We start from the raw sequence: 23189 nt of genomic DNA on the forward strand, positions 1-23189 counted from the left end.
CCGTCATCTGATACTGATTGAACCCGAAAATTTGACAGCAGACCCAAGTACCGGGCTGAGCACGCCAGTTTGTATGGCTGGACAATGGGCTGCCAATCGAGGATGGGCCTTGAGCAAAAAATATTGGCGCGCCGGACAGATATCCGATTTGGAGCTGTTTGCTGCGCACTTCAAAACCCACAAGTACCGATGTCACATCCACGAAGGTTACGTCATAGGGATTGTGACACATGGTCTCGAGGCGTTCTACTGCCGAGGACAGGTGCACACAGCGGGTCCTGGCGATGTCATTCTGGTGAACCCACAATCCCAACACGATGGAGAGGCTGCATCGGATGCCGGCTGGTCATACCGGGTAATGTACCCGTCCGAGGTGCATTTTCTGCGCGTAGAAAATAACGGGATCAGGCCGTACTTTACGAAGTCAGTTGTACACGATCCCAACTTGGCATCACGGATAGCGAGGCTGCACAAGGGCCTCGAGTCACAATGCGATACACATGAGATGCGGGAAATCTGGGCTGGTATCTTGTTGGATTTGGTAGAGCGCCATGCTGAGCGCCCAACCACCGAAGATTACACGTACCGTGATCCAAAACGGATCACGCTGATCGAGCAAATATTACGAGCGTCATGCATCGACGGCATCGGCCTGGAAGAAGTGGCCGATGAGGTGGGCTGGTCCCAATGGCACCTGATACGGTCGTTCAAGGCAGCGAAAGGGATTTCCCCGCATGACTTCCTCGTGGACTGTCGCATTCGCCATGCAAAGGACCTCATAGATGACGGAGAGGGGTTGGCTGCAGCCGCCGTTGCCTCTGGTTTCATAGATCAAAGCCATTTCACACGTGCCTACGGATTTACGCCGGGTGTGTATCGGCGCTCGCGCTCCTAGTGGAGCAAATTCGTACAATATCCATTCAAGCCTCATTGCTACATGCCTTCCAACGGATTCCCTGCAGAGCGCCGGGCACCGCTGGAAGAAAGATATGAACATGCAACGCAATGATTATGTGGACGCGGTTTTACCGGACGTCATCAGCTGGCAGCGCCGGCTACATCGCACTCCTGAACTGGGCTTCGCAGAAGAGAAAACCGCAGATTTCGTGGCGCACAAGCTGGCGGAATTTGGCCTCGAGGTCCATCGAGACGTGTCAGAAACCGCCGTTGTTGGAGTGCTCACGTCAGGGATGAGCTCGCGAACCGCCATGTTTCGTGCGGAGTTGGATGCTTTGCCTGTGCAGGAAGCAACCGGTCTTGCCCACAGCTCTGAGGTGGAGGGTGCGATGCATGCCTGCGGACACGACGCCCATACCGCCATGTTGCTTGGTGCTGCCAAACTTCTGAGCGAGACGCCCAATTTCGACGGGACACTATACTTCGTTTTCCAGCCTGCAGAGGAAGTCCATGGCGGGGGTAAAAAAATGGTAGCCGACGGTCTGTTGGCGCGCTTTCCTGCGGAAAAGGTTTTCTCACAGCACAACTGGCCCGGTGTGAAAGAAGAAGCGGTTATCGTAACCGAAGGACCGATCATGGCGGGCGTCGATGACTTTACCCTGACATTTATGGGAAAAGGTGCGCATGCCGCGATGCCCGAGCTTGGCGATGACCCGGTACTGGCCGCCGCCGAATTCATCAGTTCTGCACAGCGTATCGTCAGCCGCACGGTTGATCCGAAACCCGCTCTGGTCCTGTCCTTTACCCAAGTACACGGCGGGCGCATCAACAATATCGTCCCCGGGCAACTGGAGGTACAAGGCACAGCACGGTTCTTCAATCCAGATTTTTCGGACCACGTCGCAGCCAGAATTGCACAGATCGCCGGAGGGATCGCACAGGCACATGGCCTCGATTACGCGCTGGACTATCGAAAGGGCTACCCCGCTGTAGTCAATTCAGCAAATGGTGCTGCAACGGCCAAGGCTGCGGCAGACAGCTTCCTGCCCGCCGAAAGGGTCGTTACCGACGAAGCCGCTTCATTAGGGTGCGAAGATTTTTCCTATCTGCTCAACGCGGTGGGGGATGGTGCCTACATCTGGCTCGCGGCCGGTGACGTGGGACCCCGCAAAGGGCTGCACGGCGACAGGTTTGTTTTCAATGACAAGCTGTTCCCGATTGGTTTGAGGATGTGGGTCAGCCTTGCGGAGACGGCTCTCCCACAGGGTACATCGTAGGCGAATTCCCAGAGGAAAGGCCATTGCAACGGCAACTCAGCCCAAGATAGTAGACCTGTGATCAGAAAGAGCGAAAGGTTTTGTCGGATCACGTGATGGGTAAAGCTCGATCCTACGGGTGATATTTTAGCTTTGCGACTACACGAAATTGAGTTGGATAATCTGTTTTATGCAAATTCTTTGTATGAGAACTTGATGACCAGCCTGTCTACCGTGCTACACCTGTTCTTGTTTCGCAGTCGCGCCGATGGCGGTGATCGCCGCCTCGGCGACGGCCTTGTCCTGATCCGGGGACCCGGACCCGACGCCGATGCCACCAAGTCGAATGCCTTCGCTGTAAATGGGCAGGCCGCCTCCCAACCGCGTCACCTCACCGTCCGTCGCCGCCGCGATAGCAAGGCCGACCGCCTCCGGGATCGCGTCACTTGGACCACCGATAGATGCAGCTGTCCGCGCCTTGGCCAGAGCACTTTTCATGCTGAGATACTTCGCGCCGTCCATTCTGATTTGGCCAAGGACTACACCGCTTGCATCCACGATGACGATACATTGCGGCTGTCCGGTCTCATCTGCCTTGGTGATGCCTGTATGCAGCATCTCCATTACCGCGAGATGGGTCAGTTTCAGGGTCTTTTCAAAGTACATGGTCAACCTTGGATCTGAGAGGTCACGAAGAAACCCTCTACGGGGTCGCGAGGGCCGATCTGAACCGGCCCTCACGGAAAGAATTAGCGCTCCAGAGCGCCCACGCCAGAGAAGCGGAAAGCTTCCTGTTCCAGCGCGTCGATCTCCTCGGCGCTCATCTGATCATGGGCCACGGTGATGCGCCCGAGGAACACCATCGGCAGCTCATCCGCGCGGCCCTCAAGGTCCGCCTTTATCGCTTCGGCAGTGGCCGCACCGACGTCATCGCCCATGCGCATGGGCGTGGCATCAAGCTCGCCGCGCCGGATCGCGTCCAGTTCCAGACCGGTACCGCCCCACCCGGTTGAGAAAACCTCTTTCTCCTTGCCCTGGGACACCTGCGCCTCGACGCTGCCCATCGCCATGGCGGTGTTCGCGTTGTGGATAATGGTTGCCTCCGGATAGGCCTGCAGGATCAGGGATGTCCCCTCGAACCCGCCTTCGCGCTGGTACTCACCATAGTGTTCATAGGCCGTGGTCCAGTTGCCCTTCTCCTCCACACAGGCTTTGAAATCGCCCGACCGCTGGTTGTCGGTGATGCCGGGAATACCGCGATTCATCGCCATGGTCACATCATTGCCCAGACGGCCCAGCATGTAGTCACACATGGTCAGGGCACCCGCCGCAGAGGAGAAATCGAACCAGGCGTCCGGCTGGTTGGCCAGGTCTTTCAGCGGCGTGTGAAACGCCCAGACGTAGGTGGCGAAACCGTCGTTACCCGACAGCTTGTCGATGTTATCCGCCTGAATTTCCAGCTCGGACGGACCAAAGATCACATAGTCATAGAGATCCGCGTCCTGCTCGACCTGGCTGGCATATGTCGCCTGCAGCGAATGCTCGATCTGGCGGCTGGCGAATTCGGTTGTCTCAAACGCGATGCCCAGCTCTTCCAGCCGCTTGGTCATCGCCAGGTAGTTGCGCGCCCAGAAGTCGGATGTATCGGCGGACGGGTAGATCAGCGCGATCTGCACCGGCTTGTCGAGAGTGCCCGAGAATTTGACAGCTTCGGAGCCGACGACTTCCTGCAGTTTTTCCAAGGCGCCGTCGGCATTTACCTCGCCGGGGATCCAGTAGTTGCGATCCGCGATGCCGTCCATTTCCTTCAGCGGCAGCGTCGCGTGGCCATCCGCAAACGCGGATGTTGCCAACACAGCGCTTGCGATCAGAGCAGTGGTTGAAAATAGTTTCATGGTAGTTCCTCCCAAGTATTGAATGCGAAATCTTCGGTTTGGCCGGGGTACAAAACCCCGACCTGTCCTTTCGCGTCTTACGCCGCTTACCCGCTTGCACCGGGTGTCGTGGCAAACAATGCACCAACCGCAAGAAGCGCGATCAGGACACCGATCAGGGCCGCGCTGAAGCGCAGCATTTTCTGTCCTTCCGGGGTCATCAGACCAGCAAACAAGCCACCCGCCCCGTCCCGGTCTTTCTTTTGCATCCAGGTGTAGAGAGCGACCGAACTGACGATCACCACACCGGAGGCGACGGACTGCCAGAAGAATTCAATGCGCAGGGTGACCAGCGCGTTGATCATCATGCTCAGCAGCAGCACACCGGCAAAAGACCCCAGCATCGACGCGCGGCCCCCAAAGAGGGACGTGCCGCCCACGACCACCGCCGCAATGACGTGCAGGTTGAAGTAGGGCGCGGACGTTGCCTGAATGGCGTTCAGCTTGCCGGTCAGCATCACGCCCGCAAGGGCGGCTGCCGCACCACAGAGCACATAAGCAAAGACCTTGTGTCGCTTGACCGCAATCCCGGTCAGCTCCGCAGCTTCGGGGTTGGAGCCGATGGCGATGGTGTAGCGCCCGAAATAGCTGCGCGTCAGCAGGATGTAGCCACCGATCATCGTGGCCGTACCGATCAGCACCGGGATGGGCACAAAGCCGGGGATCTGACCGCGTCCGATATCGGTCAGGAAATCCGGGAAACGGGCCAGCACAAGACCCTTGGCCAGAACCAGCGCAAAGCCGCGATAGACAAGGTCCATGGCCAGCGTCCCGATCAGGTCCGGCACGTTCAGCCGCGTGATGATCAGCCCATTGATCAGCCCCATAAGCGCGCCCAGCATGATCGCAATGGGCACCGCGACATAGACGGAAAACCCGTATTGCTTGATCAAAAAGGCCATCATGATGCCCGACAGGGCGGCGATGGAACCGATGGAAAGGTCGATACCCCGCTGCGTGATGACAAAGGTCATGGCCATCGCCATCGGCATATAGAGGGCCGCATCCAGCAGGATCAGATTGATGTTCGTCGCGCGGAAATACCGGGCCGGTTCGACCGCGCCCATGAACAGCAGGATCGCCAGGATCATCACCATTGGGCCGATGATCGCGATGTAGGGCTCAAGCCGTTCGGTCAGTGGTTTTGCTGCCGTTGTCATGCTGCTTCCTCCGCGCCAACGATGAGGCCGAGGACCTCCTGAGTATTGCTTTGTGCGGTCTCGACAACGCCCGCACATTGGCCGCGCCGCTGCACATGAATGCGGTCGGAGACCTCGAAGACATCATCCAGCGAATGGCTGATCAGGATGACAGCCAGCCCCTGCGCCTTCAGCGTCTGAATAAGCTTGAGCGTGCGTGCCGTTTCCTGCGGACCAAGGGCGGCGGTAGGTTCATCCATCACCAGCACCCGCAACCCTTCGCTGTAAACGGCGCGGGCGATGGCCACGGCCTGCCGCTGTCCGCCAGAGAGGCTCTCGGTCGGGGCATCGAGCGACTTGAGCTTCACGCCCAGCCGATCCATCAACACGCGTTCGGTCTCGGAGCGCATCTTTTTGTTGTCGAGCATGCTGAGGCCAAGGACGTTCTTGGTCAGCTCATTGCCCAGAAACATATTGGCTGCCGGATCGAGATGATCGGCCAGCGCCAGCGTCTGATAGACCGCGTCGATACCGACCTCGATGGCTTCCGCATGACTGGCAAATTCAATCTTCTGCCCGTCGAGGAAAATCTCCCCTTCGGTCGGTTGGTAGACACCCGTCAGGATCTTGATCAGCGTGGATTTGCCCGCGCCGTTGTCGCCGACAATTGCGAGCACCTCTCCGGGGTAAGCCGTCAGGTCGACACCTGACAACGCGGTCACACCGCCAAAGCGTTTGGTGATCCCTCGCATGTCTATGAGAGGTTTATCGGTCATTGTTGCGTCTCCGGTCTGGGTTGGCGGGCGCCGCAAGGGGGCGACGGTCGCGATAGGGGATTGAACTTGGCCGGCCCCCGCTCCGTGTCGGAACGAGGGCCGCGCCTGGGAGAACTTACTTGTTCCAGATCTCGGAATAGGCATCGCGGTAGGGAATGTCGGGATCGAACTGGTTGCTGTCGCCCAGTTTCGCCAGACCTTCCTGCGTCACCAGCGCCGGAGAGGTGACATAGCCCGAGCAGGCCTCGCCCTGCACCGCGCGGTTCAGCTCATCGACCAGCTGCCAGCCCTGAAGGTTCAGCGGCTCCGCCACGGTAATCGCCTGATAACCGTTGGAACGGATGCGCTGGAAGGCCGCCTCGGACCCGTCTCCGGCAGAACCCGCCTGCGGGCCTTTGTCGGGCGCGAACCCGGCAGCCGCAAGGGACGGGCCCATGAAGTCGAAGTAGAGATCGTTGATCGCCAGCGCATGTGTCCAGCTGTCGCCGTATTTCTGCAACAAGCTCGTGGTCAGCGGCCCCATACGCGTAGAGGTATCGGCAATCGGCGTGTCCACATATTCCAGCACGATGCCGCCTGCGGCTTCGACCGTCTCTTTCAGGCGGTCCGCCTTGTCGATGGCGATCTGATAGGTGCTGTCGGTGAAGATCACCACGCCGATGTCTTCGCCGCCATCCTCAATCGCCCATTTCGCGGCCACTTCCGACACGGTCATCGCGTCCGTGGACACATTCGCGAAAATGCCGCCGGGGGCATCGCAGCCGATCACGGGGCCGGAGTGCCAGGCCACCATCGGGATATTGGCCGTGACCACACCTTCGAGTGCTGCCTGTTGTTCCACCGCGTCAAAGCCATTGATGATGATGCCGTCGGGCTGCAAGGCCAGCGCCTGACCAATCGCGCCGGTGCGCCCCTGAATGGAGCCTGCGCCATCCAGCACGCGCACCTCCCAACCGATCTTGGCGGCGGCCTCTTCGACGCCTTCGGTCACGCCAAGGATGCCACCGTTTTTCAGATCGCCCGCCACCACGACGATGGATTTACCCTCCGCGGCTGTCGGACCGGTTGTCGGGCCGTCCCAAGCGCCGGCAGCAAAGGCTGGCGCGCTCAGCGCTGTCAGGATGGTCGTGGCCAATGCGGCCTTGATGAATGTTCTCTTTTGCATGTTTTCCTCCCAATGCATGATTTCAAGTCAGCGCTTTTCAGCGCCTTTGCGACGTTGCGCGTATCCCGCGATGCCAATGGCAACGAGCAGGGTCACGCCGTTAAAAAGCGGCTCGACCCAGAACGATCCGCCAAACTGCTGGATGCCGGAGATACCAACGGCGAGGATCACCACGCCGACAATGGTCCCCCAGACGTTCACCCGCCCCGGTTTGATCGTGGTGGAGCCCAGGAAGGCCCCCACCAGCGCGGGCAGCAGAAACTCCAGACCGACAGAGGCCTGACCGATCCGCAGTTTCGAGGCCAGCAGCACACCGGCCAATGCCGTCATTGTGCCGGAAGCGACAAAGGCGCCGATCACGTATTTGCGGGTTGGAATGCCGTTCAGCTGCGCGGCTTTCTGGTTCGCGCCGATTGCGTAGAGGTACCGGCCGACGGGTGTGTATTCGAGCACCACCCACATCACCACGGTAATTACCACGAGGTAATAGGCGGTGATTGGTAGCCCGAAGACAAAGGTGGTGTTGAGCGCGTAAAAGCCATCCGGCAGCAGCCCCACCATCTGACGCCCGCCAGTGTGCCACAGCGCCAGCGCATAAAGAACCGTGCCCGTGCCGAGCGTCGCGATGAAGCTGTCGATCTTGGCGACCTCCACCAGCAGACCGTTCAGGAACCCCGCCGTTGCGCCCAGCACCAGCACCACCGCAACGGCGATGGGCCAGGGCAGCCCGAGCATGGTCTGCAGGCTGATCGCCAGAATGTGCCACAGGACAATCCCGTAACCGACCGTCAGGTCAATCCGCCCGGCGGCCATCGGGATCATCGCGCCAAGGGACAGCAGGGCGATGATGGCCTTGTCCGAAATGATGGCGCGCAGGTTCAGCATCGTCGGGAAGGTGTTCGGCAGCAGCACGGAAAACAGCCCGATCAGGAATATCGTCAGGATCACCAGACCGTAGACCGGCAGAAACCGGGTGATGCGTTTGCCGATGGGCAGACCTTTCAGGTCGGTCTTGGTGGGTTCCAGTGCGCTGGATTCAAGCGATTGCATCGACTGCGTCCTCTGATTTCGAGATGTTTCCGGCGGAGGCGGATTGGATCAGGTTTTCCGTGGTCAGCCGGGTGCCGCTCAACTCTTCGACGATGGCACCCTGGCTGAAGACAATGGCGCGGTGGCAGACGGTCGCGATCTCTTCGAAGTCGGTCGAGACAACGAGGATGCCAACGCCATCCGCCAATGCCCGGTTCAAAAGCGCGTAGATCTCGGATTTGGCGCCGACATCGACACCTGCAGTCGGGTCTTCACACATCAGCAATTTGCGTTTCGTGGCCAGCCACCGGCCGATCACCACCTTTTGCTGATTGCCACCCGACAGCGCCTCGATCGCCAGGGTCGGATCATTGGGCGACAAGCCCAGTTCCGCGCCGATGATCGCCGCCTGATCCGCCTCGGTCTTGGGCGACAGCAGATTCAGCAGTTTGCGCCCGATCCCCTCGGGGTTGAGAAAGGTGTTCTCCCGGATGGTCAGGCTCATGGCAACGGATTCCTCGGTCCGATCCTTCGCCACCAGCCCCACTCCGGAGTGCAACGCCTTTTGCGGGTTGGAGACATCCGGGGTCTCGCCGTTCAGTGTGACCTGCCCCGAAAAATCCTCCAGACCAAAGAGCGCGCGGGAAATCGCCTCGTGCCCTGCCCCGCGCAGACCCACGAACCCGACAACCTCATTGCGGCGCAATTCGAAATCCAGCGGGCCGACACCGGCGACACGGAAATCTTTCAACGTCAGGATCGGCGCGCCCGGCGCCTCCGCGCCCTTGACCGTCTCCCGCGTCTTGCGCCCGACAATCTTTTGCACCAGCTCCTCCGGGGTCGTATGCGCGATGCTGCGCAGACCAACCATGGCCCCGTCGCGCAGCACGGCCACGCGGTCGGCAATCTGGAAAATCTCGTCGAGACGGTGGCTGACGTAGATCATGCCGACCCCACGGTCCCGCAACGGACGCAGGGCGCGGAAAAGCCGCTCAACCTCATCCGCTGGCAAAGACGCCGTGGGCTCATCCAGCACCAGAAACTCGCTATCCACTGCCAGCGCCCGGGCAATCGCCACCAGTGACTTTTCCGTCCGGGTCAGGTCCTCGACCCGCGTGGTCGGATCGAAATCGCAATCCACCTTCTTGAGCGCCTCAACCGCGAAACGCTCCACATCGTCCCATTTGATCAGCCCGTTCTTGCGCGAGAAACCGAGCGCAAGCGAAATATTCTCTGCCACGGTCATCCATTCTATCAGGCCCAGGTCCTGGTGAATGAAGGCAACCTTCTGGCGCTCTCCGAAACCGGCGGTCTTGTGCTGGTAAGCAGTGCCATCGATCATCACCCGGCCCGCGTCCGGCGTGTGGATGCCGCCGAGAACTTTGATCAGGGTCGACTTGCCAGCGCCGTTTTCGCCCAACAGGGCCACGATCTCGCCGCGCGCAACGGACAGCGACACATCCTTGAGCGCATAGGTCCCGCCAAAATGCTTGTCGATACTATCGAAAAACAAACCTGACTGCAGGTTTTGCATTTGGCTCCTCCCAAGCTCGGACCTCAACTCCCCCGTTGAGTTACCCGTAACATTCCGTTAGCATCCATGAGGAATACAGCTTCTGTCAACCGTTAAGTTACCCGTAACATAAACGCGTCCAAATGGATAAAAAGAACAATAAAAACAATAAGGTGAGCCTCAGTCAGGTGGCCGAGGCCGCAGGCGTGTCCAAAATGACGGCGAGTCGCGTGTTGCGAGGTGAGGGGGGGTATTCGGAAAAGACACGTGTCAAAGTGATGGCGCAGGTCGACCAGCTTGGATACCTGCCGAATCGCCTGGCCACGGTCTTTGCCGGTGACAAGAACTCCACCTTCATCGGGGTCTCCATTCCCGACCTCGGAAACGAAGTGTTTTCTCAGGTGCTGGAGGGCATCGACCGCAAGCTCGGCACCTTCGGGCACCAATCCGTTCTGGGCCTCACACAGCACACGCTGCAGGAGGAGGAGGACTGGATCAAGACCGTTCTCTCCTGGCAGCCCGCGGGCCTGATCCTGACCGGGCGGTACCACTCGGCGCGCGCCTCCGACATGCTGCGCAATGCCGGTATTCCCATCGTCGAAATCTGGGATCTGAACTCCAGCCCGCTCGATATGAGCGTCGGCATCAACCATTTTGACAGCGGCTTCGACATGGGGCGCTATCTGGTGGGATGTGGCTATCAGAAGATCGGATACGTGGGCACATCGCATGATACGGCGAATGCGGCCACGACGCGGCTGGACGGTTTCTGCAAGGCCGTGGAAGGCGGGGGGGGAGAGGTCACCCGGCAGCTGTGCCTGCACGATACCGCAACCTATTATCCGGGCTACTACGGGACCGAGCAGTTGCTCGCCTCCTCCAAGGATATCGAATGCATCTTTTACCAGAACGACTCCATGGCGTTCGGGGGTCTGCAATACTGCGGTGCCAAGGGGTTGGAGGTGCCCAAAGACATCGGAATTGCCGGCTGGGGGGACCTGCCCGTCGCCTCCGTCCTGTCAAAGCGGCTTACCTCAATGCATGTGTCGCACCTGAAACTGGGTCAGGCCGCTGCCGAAATGATGATGGCGCGCCTGTCGGACGAACCAGTTGAACCCTGCCGAGACATCGGGTTCCGGTTAATCCCCGGCTCTACAGTGCGGAATACAAAGGGCCGCTAGCTGGTCTCGCCCGGCACAAGCTGGGAGCCGACATCGATGATCCGTGTCTCAAGCGCCTGCCCCGCGTCCACGACATCATGCAGCAGCGCTACCACCTGCTCCCCGATCTTCCGGGCGTGCACGTTGACGGTCGTGATCCTTGGATGCGCAACCTCTGCCACTTCAAACCGGCCAAAGCCGGTGATCGCCAAATCGCCGGGCACATCGATCCCCTGCCTCTGGCATGCGCTCAGACAGCCGAAAGCCACCGGATCAGACACACAGACCAGCGCATCATACTTGCGCAGATCCGCACCGATCTCGGCAACCGCGCGGGCGCCGTGGCGCATGGACACCGGTGCAGGCCCCGCGTCAATCATCGACACCTCGGGCAGGCCCAGGGCGGCGGCCGTGTCCACCACACCCTGCCGACGTGCCGCCCCGCGCATATCCGCGCCGCTGGAAGCCCCGACGAAAGCCAGCTTGCGCCGCCCGGTGTCTGCCAGATGCCGCACGACATGCGCCATGGCTTCGGCATTTGAGAACCCAACGACATGCCCCAAGGGCTCCGACGGCAGATCCCACATCTCGATCACCGGCAAGCCCCGCGCCAGGACCAGATCGCGCGTGGTCTGCGTGTGGTAACCGCCGGTCAGAACCAGTGCCTCGGGATTACGGGTGAGAAGCTGGCGCACCAGCTCCTCCTCCTTGCCCGCGCGATAATTCGTACTGGCCAGCAGAAGCTGACTGCCCGACCCGCTCAACCCATCCGACAACGCGCGAAAGGTCTCTGCGAAATTCGCATTGTTGATCGACGGCAGGGTTACCGCAACAAACCCGCTGCGCTGGGTGCGAAACGCCTGCGCGGTCGTGTCGTAGATGTAGCCCAGATCATTCGCCGTCTGGCGAATCAGCGCCCGCGTTTCGGCATTGACCGTCCGATCATCGCGCAGCGCACGCGACACCGTCATCGGCGACATGCCGACCTTGCGCGCCACGTCCCGCATGGTGATGCGCGCGTTCATTGGCCGTCAGGCCCGGTATTCATGGCGTTCGGTGACATGGTGATGAATACGCCCGTCAAAGAATTCCTCTACGATCTGACCCGTGACGTCTTTAGACTGAAATCGCGCGGGGCTGTCCAGCGCCGCGGTCATCGCTGCAGCGTCAGGATAGCTGATGGCAAGGATCAGCGGAAACTCGGGCGCGCCCGCGTCCCGGTCATCACTGAACATCACCCGCACATCACTGTTCCCCGGGAATTGGGTCCACAGCGGAACAAGACGCTCTTTCACGGCGGCGCGGAATGCCTCCGTCTTGCCGGGTTTCACCGCTCCTTCAAACAACGCAAATCGCGTAATCATGCCTCTGGCTCCTCTTTTGCCCCTTTGAAAAACTCCATGACGGCGGCCTGGTCTTCGCCGCCCCACCCGGCCGCGGTCAACATGCGATGGATCTCGGCGCAAAGCGCCGTCATCGGCATCGACGTCCCGGTCTGCCGCGCCAGGTCATTCACCGCGTTCAGGTCCTTGACCATATTGTCGATCCGGCCCGTACGCTGGTAATCCTTGGTGGCAAAGCGCGGCAGGTACTCCTGCAACAGCGCGCTGTCCGCGCGTCCGCCCTTCAGCGCTTGCGGTATTTTCTCCGCATCGACACCAGCATCCAGTGCCAACTGCGTAGCCTCGGCGACCGCGAGAAAGCCAAGACCGCAGAGCACCTGATTGATCAGCTTGGTTGTCTGCCCCGCCCCGGACGGTCCCATGTGGGTGTAGTTCGAGGCGACATGTTTCAACGCCTGATGCGCCCGTTCAACATCGCTTGCCTCCCCCCCGGCCATCAGCGTCAGCTCGCCGACCAGCGCCTTGGGCGCACCGCCCGACAGCGGGCTATCGACCCAGGCCAGACCACGCTCGGCTGCCATCTTGGCAAAGTTCCGCGTCGCATCCGGTTCAATCGATGACATGTCGATGATCACCGTGCCCTCCTGGGCACCCTCGACGATCCCGTCTTTGCCAAACGCCGCCAGACCCACGATGCGCGAGGCATTTAGGCTGGTGATCACAAAATCCACATCCCGTGATGCTTCGGCCGCCGAGGCCGCGGCAACCGCGCCCTTCGCCACCAGCGCCGCGACCTTTTCGGTGTCGAGGTCAAAGACGTTCAGGCTGTTGCCCGTCTCCAACAGCCGGGTCCCGATGGCGCCGCCCATGGCCCCTGCCCCGATGAGGGCAATCTTTTCGCTCATATCATGGTTCCTCTCACGTAACTCTCCGACTGGGCGACAACGTCCCCATAGGGGCGCGCGATGTCGATCTCGCTGCCCCACTCCCCTGCTTCGAGGTGTTCCAGCGTGGCAAACTGACTGTCGAGCAGGCTGGTCGGCATGAAATGACTCGCGCGGGATGACACCCGCCTGGCCAGCACTTCCGGCGGCGCGTCCAGATGCAGGAAATGCACGGGCTCCGGCACCTCCGCCCGGATCATATCGCGGTACTTCTTTTTCAGCGCGGAACAGCCGATCACCACCCGCCCTTCATGATCCGCCAACCGGCGTCCCACTTCCGCAAGCCATGGCGCCCGGTCAGCATCATTCAGCGGTTTGCCACGCGACATCTTCAGGATGTTCGCCTCTGGATGCAGATCATCTCCATCGATGAAGTCCATCTGACACAGCGCCGACAGCGCCGTCCCAATAGAGGACTTGCCACACCCCGACACCCCCATGAGCACATAGCACCGCATCAGAGGGACGCCGTGATGCCGCCATCGACATAAAGCGTATGCCCGTTGACGAAACTCGAAGCCGGCGCTGAAAGGAACACGCAAGCGCCCACGAGCTCTTCCACCTTGCCCCAGCGGCCCGCAGGTGTGCGGTTTTCCAGCCACGCGGAAAACGCAGGGTCCGCCACCAGGGCGGCGTTCAATGGCGTGTCAAAATATCCCGGCGCAATTGCATTGCACTGCAGCCCGTGTTTCGCCCAATCGGTTGCCATCCCTTTGGTCAGGTTCCCCACTGCGCCCTTTGTCGCCGTGTAAGGTGCGATGCCCGGACGGGCCAGGGCGGTCTGGACCGAGGCGATGTTGATGATCTTGCCCTTGCCCCGCCCGATCATGTGGCGCGCCACCGCCTGGCCCACATGAAAGACACTTGCGATATTGGTTTGCAGCAGCTTCTCAAAAGCATCCGCCGGGAAGTTTTCCAGCTCCGTGCGGTGCTGCATACCGGCATTGTTCACCAACACATGGATTGCCCCGATATCCGCCTCGAACCCATCGATGGCGGTGCGTACGGCCGCATGGTCGGTGGCATCAAAAACAAGCGTATGAACCGTGGCACCTTCGCCGCGCAGCATCTCGGCGGCCTGATCCAGCTTCGCAACATCCCGACCGTTCAATACGATCTCGGCACCTGCCGCCGCCAGCCCGCGGGCCAGCGCAAAGCCGATGCCCTGAGATGAACCGGTGATCAGCGCCCTGCTGCCGATCAGTGAAAACAAGTCCGTCATATTTCCCCCGGAAGCAGCCGTGTTGTGTCTTCGATGCTTGTTACCGATAACATGTTACCGATAACAGGCTCTGTCAACGATTCATTTGAAACCCTTCAGATCGACAGCGTTAGTGGGGATAATTTGTCGATATCCGCACGACAAAGAGCATACCGATCTCTCAGCCATGATGTTCCGGGATCTTGTGGCAGCGTTCAAGCCACTGAAGGTTTTGCAGCGCGCTCGGTGCTTATCGTTTCCAGCGCCTGCGCCGCAGGCATCGGTTTGCCGATAAGGAACCCTTGGTATTGATCACACGCAAACTCGTTCAGCATTTCGGTCTGGGATTCGTTTTCAACGCCTTCCACCGTAACCTGCATGCCCATTTTATGACCAAGCGTGACGATGGTTTCGATGATTTCGCGATACCGCGCGTTATCGAATTCAAAGCCTTCCAGAAACACCCGGTCGATCTTCAGCTTGTCGAAGTCGTACTTCCACAGGTACCCGAGGCTTGAGTACCCGGTCCCGAAATCATCCATGGCGATTGAAATACCCATGCGCTTGAGCCCAACCAGCTGCGCGGACACCCGCTCTTCATCGGCCATCAGTAGATTTTCGGTCACCTCGAGTTCGAGACGGCGGGCCGGGAAGTCCAGTTCGGTCAGAAGCGCCTCTATCTCTGTGACAAGATCACCCTTCTGAAATTGCGCCGGCGAAAGATTGACCGACAGAAAAATATCATCCGGCCAGGTCTTGGCCGTTTCGATGGCTTGCCTCAGCGTGCGCATGCCCAACACCTGGATCATCCCTGTTTCCTCGGCAATCGGGATGAACTCGGTTGGACAGATCGGCGTGCCATCAACACTGTTCAGGCGGAGCAGAGCCTCAAACCCGATGATCGATCCATCACTCGGCTTTGACAGCGGTTGGAAGTGAATTTCGAACTCATCTCTTTCCAGCGCTTCCCGCATCCGCGCCTCGACCGCGCAGCGCCTGAGCAAAGCGGCATCAAGCGCGCTGAAGTAGACCTGCATCCTGTTCCGGCCGTTTGTCTTGGCGTGGTAAAGCGCCAGATCCGCGGCGTGCAACGCTTCCGGCCCACTTTCCTCCAGCTCAGCAAGATGCACACCGATGCTGAGACTGCCCTGTATGGTTTTTCCCTTGTATTCAAAAGGCTGGTTGGCCTCATTCAGGATCTTGTGCCCCACCTCATCCAGGAACTCAAAAGAGGCATTCGGAAAGCAGACAACAAACTCATCACCACCCATGCGGCCAACCAGATCGGTCTCTCGCACAGTGCTGATCAGGAGTGAGGCGATGTGTTTGAGATACGCGTCTCCGAACTCGTGCCCATGCGTGTCATTGACGCTCTTGAACTTGTCCACGTCCAGGAAAAACACACCGATTTCTCCGTATGTGTCACGGTCAGCAAAGCGCTTCTTAGCCTCCGTACTCATGGTGTGCCGGTTCAACGCACCGGTCAAAGCATCATATCGCGACAGCTGGCGGACACGTTCGTTCCGCGCGAAAGCCTGTTCACGCTTCATGACAAATGCAACGGAAGGAATGGCGTAAATGACGGCACATACGACTGGCAACAACAACCCCATCCAGTCCAGCAGGCTGTGGTAAAAAGTGGCGATGTCGGATTTGTCCAAATAGACCTGAACCGCACCGATAGCCTGGCCATCTTGTCCCTTCGCAGAGACAAGAGCATCCACGAAAACGCTTTGACTGCCGGACGGGCTTACTCTCTGGACCACTTCCACGTTGGAGGTGCCGGATGCGACCACCTGCTGCGCGGTTTGGTTGACCGTGCGGACCGCGCCGGGGTCAGGAGCGCCGTAATCTGACGAATAGACCATCTGGCCGGAGGTGTCGTAGACTATGAATGCGTAGACATTGCCAAATTTGATCGCCGCATCGATGACGGCCTTCTGATCCTCGGTCAACGCCCCGTTGGCCAGTGCATCCCCCGACTCCAGCAAGTTCGAATTGAGCTCCCTGGCCCATTTCATCGCGTCCATTTCCGCATGGCTTTTGATCGCCCCGTCGATCGCCCTGTCAATCAGCAGGTGAACCCCGAGAACGATGGCACAGGTCAGCACAAGCAGTATTGCCAACGGAGGAGCGAACTTCCTCACCAGGGAACCTGTTTTACCTCTCGAAGACAGGATTTTAGCCGCCATATCAAAGCTCTCGAATTCGTGATTACGCCCTTTTCTGGCGCAGGCACGTTAAGAAGCTGTAGGCAAATTCCCGGAATGCATTTCGATTTTTATCCGCAATTTAACCAACGCATTTGCGAGGCTTCATGCGGTCCGCTCTCACACCCAAAAGACGGTTCTTCAGGCAGAGGTTGGATGCCCGTCGAATTGCTTGGCCCCATCGCAGATTTCGTACCAGGAGGGCTTTTCGGAAACAAATTCGTGAAACTTGTTTTTCACCGCCAGCGCATCGTCGAGCGTGTTTGCCGCAATTGGGAAACTATCGTCCTCAGACAGGATTTCACCCAGCGATGTGCCACAAATTTTACAGAAACATCTGCTGTACTTATAGGGCGCCACGGGTGCGAAAACGGCGATCTCTTCCCGGCCCTGCACCCATTTCAGATCTGCCCTTTTGATAAAAACAATCACACTTGCCCCAAGTTTACGGCACCGGGAACAATGGCAGGTGCCCATCATCGATGGCTCGGCCAAAAGCTCGAACTTCACCGCCCCACAGCAACAGCTTCCCTTGATCATTGGCGCAATCCTCTCTGATAGATGTGTCCTTGATGAGAACATTACAAGAACATCTGAAAGCAATCAATGATGGAGTACGTGCCGCCAAACCCGCCGCACCAATCATGCGCGACGAGAAACAGGCATGCCGCTCGCCCCGAGAATTCAGGTGAAAAGACTGGTGCCGAAGCACCTCCGGCGCCGCACGTCGACGCGGTGGACTAGGCGGGGGTTGGCCTGGGTGAGGTCCAGCCCTGAACCGCCTTGGCCACCAGGATGCCGCAGATCAGCGCGGCGACAAAAACGTAAACCTCGATCCTGCCGGTCCCAAGCGCTGGCAGGGCACCGCCCGGGCAGAACCCCGCAATCCCCCAACCGACGCCAAAGACAGCGGACCCAAGCAGCAGGCGGGCATCCAGATCCTGCCGCGTGGGCAGCTGGAAGGCCGGGGCGAGGACTGGTCCAGACCGCCGCAACACCAGCCTGTACCCAATGAACGTCACAACCAGCGCGCCGCCCATGACAAAGGCAAGGCTGGGGTCCCATATCCCGGCGACATCAAAGAAATTCGTGACCTTCGCCGGATTGGCCATGCCCGAGATGGCAATCCCGATGCCGAAAATCAGACCCACCACATAGCTTGCAAGCAGTTTCATCTCCTACCCTCCGATCCAGTGGCGTATGACGAAGACGGTCAGCCCTGTGGCCCCCATGAAAGTCACCGTCGCAACGATGGAGCGGGGCGACAGACGCGCCATACCGCAGACCCCGTGCCCGGACGTACAGCCCGCGCCATAGGTGACACCGATCCCGACCAGAAAGCCGCCGATGATCAGCATGGTCAGGCTGACGGGCACCTGCACGGCGGGCATCTGACCGGTCAGGGCAAAGACGGCAACCGGTCCGCTGATCATGCCCAGGATCACGGCGGCGCGCCACGACCAGTCAGGCCAGCCTTGCGGCACGATCACCCCGGTCAGAACACCTGTGGCCCCCATGATGCGCCCCATCAGGCCCATCAGCAGGACAGCGGCCATGCCGATTAGCACGCCGCCCGTAAGCGACTGTATCGGGGTGAATTCCGTTTCGATCAGCATCTGGTACGGCTCCGTTTTCAGCTGAGTGTTCGGCCCGGCACCACATCAGTGCCGCGTTTGAGAGCATTCTACCCCGGGGGCCATCTGCGCCTCAGTGACATTGTCACCAACGACCCGGCCTAGCCATGGTGTTCCACCAGATTTTCCAATGCCCGCCTGTCACATATCCTGACCTTGCCGCGGGACTGCTGCACCCAGCCGCGCCGCTGGAATTCCTGCAACTGCCGCGACACCACCTCGCGGGCGGTGCCAAGCTCGATTGATAGTTTCTGATGCGTGGTCGCAATCGCGCCTGCGGCATCCGCCAGCGCCAGCAGACGCTGACCAAGGCGCACATCCATCCGTTGGAACGCCACCTCGTCCACCATCAGGAAAAGGTCGGTGATCCGCTTGGAGAACGCGGCGAAAACAAAATCGCGAAAGGCTTTCGACTGGCCCACCAGGTCGTCAAACACCTTGCGCGGCACCGCCACGGCCCGAACCGCTGTCTCTGCGATCCCTTCCGCTGCGTAATCCTCGTACGCCAGCAGACAGGCCGTGGTCAGCACACAGCTTTCGCCTGAATGAATGCGGTAAAGCACGATTTCCCGGCCGGTGTCCGAGACCTGCTGCACACGCACCGTACCCTCCAGCAGGAACAGCATGTTCTCGGGTGATTTGCCCGGTCCGAAAATGACCGTACCGGACGGCACCTCAACGATACTGCTTTTCGACAGCAGCAGATCCTTGGTCTCCTGCGCAAGCCGGGACAGCCCGGGAAACCGTTCGACCCAAGGCGTTTCGCGCCCGGTCATGGCGCGCACCCCGCAGCCGCCCCGCACCGGGGTCTCGGCATGTCATCTCTGTTGCGGGTCCGTGTCATGATGCACCATCGCGGAATGCTGCATCAGTGACAGGCCAGAGCGGTTTTTTCAACGTGTCTTGACCGCGCAGGGGCCTAGCAGTCGGAACAGGTCTTGAGACCGATCAGGCGGTAGATCGGGCAGAAATTCATAAACGCCGTCGCCACGAGGACAAGACCAATCCAGCCCCAGACCCCAATGATCCCCATCAGGGCCAGAACCACCAGAGCGCCACCGCCAATAAGGCGGATCGCCCGGTCCGCCGTTCCAAGGTTTCTTGTAACTTGCATCGGATATCTCCTTCGATTGATACCCGCTCTATCTCATGCGCCCGGCGCGCGCCTTGGTGACATTGTCACCAAGCCTCCCCACAAACCCGGCAGGGGCCCGGTGTCCGTTTCATCCCGTCGCGTCCTTGTGATCAACCGACCGGGAAAACAGCACGAATCCGCTGGCCCCATCCCCTTCTGGCGGCAAAGAACGTGTATCCACCCCCCTCCCCGCCTACCCTGAGTGGTGGAATGCGTTGATATCCCATTGGAACCAAAGTAAGCGTCGGGCTTTGAACCATGTGCCCTGCAACGGCACGACGATATTAAAAATACCATTGGCCGCGGCCTGCCCTGAACCGGAAAAATTGCATAAAGACCATGCGATTTCACCCCTTTGGTCGATTTGGCACTTCGGTATATAGGGCGCTGTGGCGCAGTAAACGGACGGATACTACCGATGAAAAGTTCTTACACGAAAATCGGTGAAAAGGAGTTGCGGCGCGTCCGCAGACGCAGCCGACACCTCTATTGGGCCGTGGCCCTCTTCAGCCTCTTCGCCAATCTGCTGATGTTGACCGGCCCGCTCTACATGCTGCAGGTCTACGACCGCGTGCTCGGATCCGGGTCCGAAGAAACACTGATCGCGCTCTCCATGATCGTGATCTTCATGTACGGCATCATGGGCATCCTCGACTACACCCGCGGGCGTATCATGGCCCGCGTCGGCGCGCGGTTTCAGGCGGATATGGACCGCCGCGTCTTTGACGCCGTGATCCGAAAATCGGTGGTGGCCCCGGACGTGAAAACACAGACCGGGCTGTCGGATCTGGAATCCGTGCAACGGCTGATGACCTCGCCCGTGCTGATGGCCGCCTTTGACCTGCCGTGGACCCCGGTGTTCTTTGCCGGGATTTTCCTGTTCCACCCGATCCTTGGGTATTTCGCCGTCGGGGGCGCCGTCGTGCTGATCCTGATCGCGCTTGCAAACCAGCTTCTGTCCCGCGAACCGCAGGCCAGCGCGACACATGCGGGCCATGTTGCCACCCTGATGTCGGACCAGATCCGTAACGAATCGGAAATGGTGCAGGCCATGGGCATGCGCGACGCCGCCTTTGCCCGCTGGCAGACCGCGCGCAGCCAGTCACTGGGTCGGCAAGTGCAGGCGACGGACGTAACCGGCATCTTCTCCTCGCTGACCAAGTCACTGCGCCTGCTGCTGCAATCGGCCATGCTGGGCATCGGCGCCTGGCTGGTGCTGCACAACGAGATGACTGCGGGCGCGATGATCGCAGGCTCTATTCTGCTGGGCCGGGCCCTCGCCCCGGTGGAACTGGCGCTGAACCAATGGCCACTGGTGCAACGGGCCATGAAAGGCTGGGAAAACCTCTGCGAACTGCTGGGCGCGGTGCCGCTGGAACGGGAAACCACCCCCCTGCCCGCGCCCAAGGCCAAGCTCGCCGTGAAACAGCTCAGCGTGGTGCCCCCCGGCGAACGTCAGGCCTCGCTCAAATCGCTGAGCTTCGAGGTGAAGCCCGGTCAGGCCATTGGCATCATCGGCCCCTCTGGCGCGGGTAAATCCACCCTCGCCCGCGCGCTGACCGGCGTCTGGGCCCCTACCGCTGGCTCCATCCGCCTCGATGGCGCGACACTCGATCAATATGCGCCGCATGTGCTGGGCCAGCATATCGGCTACCTGCCGCAACGCGTGCAGCTTTTTGACGGCACCATTGCCGAAAACATTGCCCGGCTGGAGGCGACCCCAAACCCCGAAAAGGTCGTGGAAGCCGCCAAGAAGGCCGCCGCGCACCAGATGATCCTTGATCTGCCCAAAGGCTATGACACCCTCATCGTGGCAGGCCAATCGCGGCTTTCAGGGGGTCAGATGCAACGCATCGGCCTTGCCCGCGCGCTCTACAAGGACCCGGTGCTGGTGGTGTTGGACGAACCCAATTCCAACCTCGACAACGACGGCAGCCAGGCCCTGAACGCCGCGATCCGCGCGCTCAAGAAAAACGGCAGCTCCGTACTGATCATGGCGCACCGCCCCGCGGCCATTCAGGAATGTGATACGCTTCTGGTGCTTGACAACGGCATGCGTGTGGCCTTCGGACCCAAGGATGACGTGCTCACCGGCATGGTGAAAAATCATAAACAGATCAAACAGGCACCCGCAGGTGCAGGAGGCGTGACATGAGCGACACGGCACAATGGTCGGCCCGCACCCCCCTGATACTCGGATTTATCGGGTTGGTGGTGCTTGTTGGTGGGTTCGGCGCCTGGGCGGCGCTGACCCAGATTTCCGGTGCCGTGGTTTCATCGGGTCGGTTCGAAGTCGACCGCAATCGCCAGATCGTCCAGCATGAAACCGGCGGCACAGTGGCCGAAATCCTCGTGGATGAAGGCGACACCGTGCAGGCAGGTGATCTCTTGCTGCAACTGGATGGCGCCCAGCTCTCCTCGCAGCTTGCGATTGTCGAGGATCAGCTTTTTGAAATGATGGCGCGGCGTGGCCGACTGGAAGCCGAACGTGACGAGAAAGACAATATCGATTTCGATGCAGAGGTCTTGCAGGTCGGACAGGGCGATGCGGATGTTCAGGAACTGATTGACGGGCAGACCAACCTCTTCAAGGCACGCCGTGCCTCGGTTGCGCAGGAGAGTGACCAGCTCTCCAAACGGTCCGGTCAGATCCGCAGCCAGATTTCCGGGATCGAAGCGCAGGAGGTCTCGCTGACAAGGCAGCTGGCGCTGATCGAAGAGGAGCTGGCCAACCAGCAATCCCTGCTGGAACGGCAGCTGACGCAAGCAGGGACCGTGCTCAGCCTGCAACGGGAATCCGCCCGCCTGAATGGTCAGCTGGGCGAACTGGCCGCCTCCAAGGCACAGGCACAAGGCCGCATTACAGAGATTGATATCGAACGGCTCAAGCTCTCGACCGGCACCCGCGAAGAAGCCATCACCCGCCTGCGCGACCTGCGCGCGCGCGAGCTCGAACTGATCGAACAACGCAGTGCCCTGCGCGAGGAGATCGACCGGCTGAAAATCCGCGCGCCCGTGTCCGGCGTGATCTACGGCATGCAGGTACGCACCCCCCGTTCGGTGATCCGGGCGGCGGAACCGGTGATGTTCCTTGTCCCGCAGGATCGCCCGCTGGTGATCGCCGCGCGAGTGGATCTGATCCACATTGACCAGCTTGTTGCCGGCCAGGACGTGACCCTGCGCCTCTCCGCGCTCGACCAGCGCACGACGCCGGAACTCTACGGTCGCGTGGTGCAGATCTCGGCGGATGCCTTCGAGGACGAGGCCACAGGTCAAAGCTACTATCGCGCCGAGATCGTGTTGAATGAGGGCGAGATGGACAAGCTGGCCGATGGCACGGTGCTCATTCCGGGCATGCCGGTCGAAGCCTACATCAAGACCGGGGACCGGACCCCCCTCGCCTATCTTGTCAAACCGGTTGCCGATTACTTTGCCCGCGCTTTCCGCGAAAGCTGAAACAAGGCTCTAACAAGGCGGCATGTGCCAGCTCTTTGGGGATTGCGTCGGGGGATCACACAGGCGGACATCGTTGCCGCGTAGAGCAATACTTAGCCCTAGAAGAATCTAAATCACTGTTACTAAACGGAAAATTTGTTTTCGCGGCTCAATGAGCGCGTTACCCGTGGGTAACCCGGCAATACACCGGTTACCCACGGGTAACACCCCTATCGAATGCGGGGGCCGCCCGCCAAGGCCGCCTCGAAAGCCTTTACCGCCTCTTCCAGACGCGCCTTGGGAATCGTTGCGAAATCACGGTCACTCACAATCCGGCATTCCCCCATCCGCGCCGTGATCTTGGTCTCACCCAAGAAGAATTCAAACTTCTGCTTGGGCTCCGCACCTTGCTTCGCGG

Annotated in this window: 23 protein-coding genes and 1 pseudogene; 5 read left to right on the forward strand and 19 right to left on the reverse strand. The window is 60.0% G+C overall.

Annotation, left to right across the window (positions count from 1 at the left end):
* Nucleotides 1-109: 109 nt before the first annotated feature.
* A complete protein-coding gene (locus tag Q1A52_RS22430) occupies nucleotides 110-895 on the forward strand; it encodes an AraC family transcriptional regulator (protein WP_300020024.1) in 786 nt (261 codons plus the stop codon).
* Nucleotides 870-2174 (forward strand): amidohydrolase, encoded by a 1305-nt coding sequence (locus Q1A52_RS22435; protein WP_300020026.1) that lies wholly within the window; start codon nucleotides 870-872, stop codon nucleotides 2172-2174. Before Q1A52_RS22430 ends, Q1A52_RS22435 begins: the two co-directional genes overlap by 26 nt.
* A 216-nt stretch (nucleotides 2175-2390) precedes the next feature.
* Here the strand turns inward: Q1A52_RS22435 and Q1A52_RS22440 are convergent, their stop codons facing one another.
* The 7 genes from Q1A52_RS22440 to Q1A52_RS22470 all read right to left on the reverse strand — a co-directional run bounded on the left by Q1A52_RS22440 (nucleotide 2391) and on the right by Q1A52_RS22470 (nucleotide 9730).
* Entirely contained in the window at nucleotides 2391-2819 is a 429-nt protein-coding gene (locus tag Q1A52_RS22440) for a heme-binding protein (protein ID WP_300020028.1), read from the reverse strand.
* 83 nt (nucleotides 2820-2902) lie between these two features.
* Nucleotides 2903-4048 carry a substrate-binding domain-containing protein gene (locus Q1A52_RS22445; protein WP_300020030.1) on the reverse strand — a complete coding sequence of 382 codons (1146 nt, stop codon included), beginning with the start codon at nucleotides 4046-4048 and terminating at the stop codon, nucleotides 2903-2905.
* A gap of 86 nt (nucleotides 4049-4134) precedes the next feature.
* Nucleotides 4135-5247 (reverse strand): ABC transporter permease, encoded by a 1113-nt coding sequence (locus Q1A52_RS22450; RefSeq protein WP_299784620.1) that lies wholly within the window; start codon nucleotides 5245-5247, stop codon nucleotides 4135-4137.
* On the reverse strand, nucleotides 5244-6002 hold the full coding sequence (locus Q1A52_RS22455) for an ATP-binding cassette domain-containing protein (RefSeq protein ID WP_300020032.1): 759 nt from the start codon (nucleotides 6000-6002) through the stop codon (nucleotides 5244-5246). Before Q1A52_RS22455 ends, Q1A52_RS22450 begins: the two co-directional genes overlap by 4 nt.
* A 115-nt stretch (nucleotides 6003-6117) precedes the next feature.
* Nucleotides 6118-7167 (reverse strand): substrate-binding domain-containing protein, encoded by a 1050-nt coding sequence (locus tag Q1A52_RS22460; protein ID WP_300020034.1) that lies wholly within the window; start codon nucleotides 7165-7167, stop codon nucleotides 6118-6120.
* A 27-nt stretch (nucleotides 7168-7194) separates the two neighbouring features.
* A complete protein-coding gene (locus Q1A52_RS22465) occupies nucleotides 7195-8217 on the reverse strand; it encodes an ABC transporter permease (RefSeq protein WP_300020035.1) in 1023 nt (340 codons plus the stop codon).
* A complete protein-coding gene (locus Q1A52_RS22470) occupies nucleotides 8204-9730 on the reverse strand; it encodes a sugar ABC transporter ATP-binding protein (protein WP_300020037.1) in 1527 nt (508 codons plus the stop codon). Before Q1A52_RS22470 ends, Q1A52_RS22465 begins: the two co-directional genes overlap by 14 nt.
* Nucleotides 9731-9882: 152 nt before the next feature.
* Here Q1A52_RS22470 and Q1A52_RS22475 point away from each other — a divergent pair, with 152 nt between their 5' ends.
* On the forward strand, nucleotides 9883-10890 hold the full coding sequence (locus Q1A52_RS22475) for a LacI family DNA-binding transcriptional regulator (RefSeq protein ID WP_300020039.1): 1008 nt from the start codon (nucleotides 9883-9885) through the stop codon (nucleotides 10888-10890).
* On the opposite strand, the gene Q1A52_RS22480 is transcribed toward Q1A52_RS22475, so the two are convergent.
* From Q1A52_RS22480 to Q1A52_RS22530, 11 genes are all read right to left on the reverse strand, one after another.
* Nucleotides 10887-11894: a LacI family DNA-binding transcriptional regulator gene (locus Q1A52_RS22480; RefSeq protein ID WP_299832482.1), complete on the reverse strand. Its 1008-nt coding sequence runs from the start codon at nucleotides 11892-11894 to the stop codon at nucleotides 10887-10889. The two genes, Q1A52_RS22475 and Q1A52_RS22480, sit on opposite strands and share 4 nt — an antisense overlap.
* A gap of 6 nt (nucleotides 11895-11900) precedes the next feature.
* Complete coding sequence (locus Q1A52_RS22485) at nucleotides 11901-12233, reverse strand: antibiotic biosynthesis monooxygenase (protein WP_300020041.1); 333 nt, start codon at nucleotides 12231-12233, stop codon at nucleotides 11901-11903.
* Nucleotides 12230-13117, reverse strand: a complete 888-nt coding sequence (locus tag Q1A52_RS22490) for an NAD(P)-dependent oxidoreductase (protein WP_300020043.1) — start codon at nucleotides 13115-13117, stop codon at nucleotides 12230-12232. The genes Q1A52_RS22485 and Q1A52_RS22490 overlap by 4 nt, the downstream gene beginning before the upstream one ends.
* Nucleotides 13114-13614 carry a gluconokinase gene (locus tag Q1A52_RS22495; RefSeq protein WP_300020044.1) on the reverse strand — a complete coding sequence of 167 codons (501 nt, stop codon included), beginning with the start codon at nucleotides 13612-13614 and terminating at the stop codon, nucleotides 13114-13116. The genes Q1A52_RS22490 and Q1A52_RS22495 overlap by 4 nt, the downstream gene beginning before the upstream one ends.
* Nucleotides 13614-14378, reverse strand: coding sequence for an SDR family oxidoreductase (locus tag Q1A52_RS22500; RefSeq protein WP_300020046.1), 765 nt, complete (start codon nucleotides 14376-14378; stop codon nucleotides 13614-13616). Before Q1A52_RS22500 ends, Q1A52_RS22495 begins: the two co-directional genes overlap by 1 nt.
* 194 nt (nucleotides 14379-14572) lie before the next feature.
* Nucleotides 14573-16483: a bifunctional diguanylate cyclase/phosphodiesterase gene (locus tag Q1A52_RS22505; RefSeq protein ID WP_300020048.1), complete on the reverse strand. Its 1911-nt coding sequence runs from the start codon at nucleotides 16481-16483 to the stop codon at nucleotides 14573-14575.
* 225 nt (nucleotides 16484-16708) lie between these two features.
* Nucleotides 16709-17107: a GFA family protein gene (locus tag Q1A52_RS22510; protein WP_299832469.1), complete on the reverse strand. Its 399-nt coding sequence runs from the start codon at nucleotides 17105-17107 to the stop codon at nucleotides 16709-16711.
* 200 nt (nucleotides 17108-17307) lie between these two features.
* Complete coding sequence (locus Q1A52_RS22515) at nucleotides 17308-17742, reverse strand: DUF6691 family protein (RefSeq protein WP_300020051.1); 435 nt, start codon at nucleotides 17740-17742, stop codon at nucleotides 17308-17310.
* Between the two features lie 3 nt (nucleotides 17743-17745).
* A complete protein-coding gene (locus tag Q1A52_RS22520) occupies nucleotides 17746-18183 on the reverse strand; it encodes a YeeE/YedE thiosulfate transporter family protein (protein ID WP_300020053.1) in 438 nt (145 codons plus the stop codon).
* A 119-nt stretch (nucleotides 18184-18302) separates the two neighbouring features.
* Complete coding sequence (locus Q1A52_RS22525) at nucleotides 18303-18977, reverse strand: Crp/Fnr family transcriptional regulator (protein ID WP_300020054.1); 675 nt, start codon at nucleotides 18975-18977, stop codon at nucleotides 18303-18305.
* 143 nt (nucleotides 18978-19120) lie between these two features.
* Complete coding sequence (locus Q1A52_RS22530; protein ID WP_300020056.1) at nucleotides 19121-19315, reverse strand: DUF2892 domain-containing protein; 195 nt, start codon at nucleotides 19313-19315, stop codon at nucleotides 19121-19123.
* Nucleotides 19316-19754: 439 nt separating this feature from the next.
* Between Q1A52_RS22530 and Q1A52_RS22535 the strand changes: the two genes are divergently transcribed.
* Both Q1A52_RS22535 and Q1A52_RS22540 read left to right on the forward strand, forming a co-directional pair.
* Complete coding sequence (locus tag Q1A52_RS22535) at nucleotides 19755-21491, forward strand: type I secretion system permease/ATPase (protein ID WP_300020058.1); 1737 nt, start codon at nucleotides 19755-19757, stop codon at nucleotides 21489-21491.
* Complete coding sequence (locus tag Q1A52_RS22540) at nucleotides 21488-22792, forward strand: HlyD family type I secretion periplasmic adaptor subunit (RefSeq protein WP_300020060.1); 1305 nt, start codon at nucleotides 21488-21490, stop codon at nucleotides 22790-22792. Before Q1A52_RS22535 ends, Q1A52_RS22540 begins: the two co-directional genes overlap by 4 nt.
* Nucleotides 22793-23001: 209 nt before the next feature.
* On the opposite strand, the pseudogene Q1A52_RS22545 reads toward Q1A52_RS22540, so the two are convergent.
* A pseudogene (locus Q1A52_RS22545) lies at nucleotides 23002-23189 on the reverse strand (chromosome partitioning protein ParB); the annotation flags it as partial.

This window comes from uncultured Roseobacter sp. (assembly GCF_947488185.1).
Lineage (GTDB): Bacteria > Pseudomonadota > Alphaproteobacteria > Rhodobacterales > Rhodobacteraceae > Roseobacter.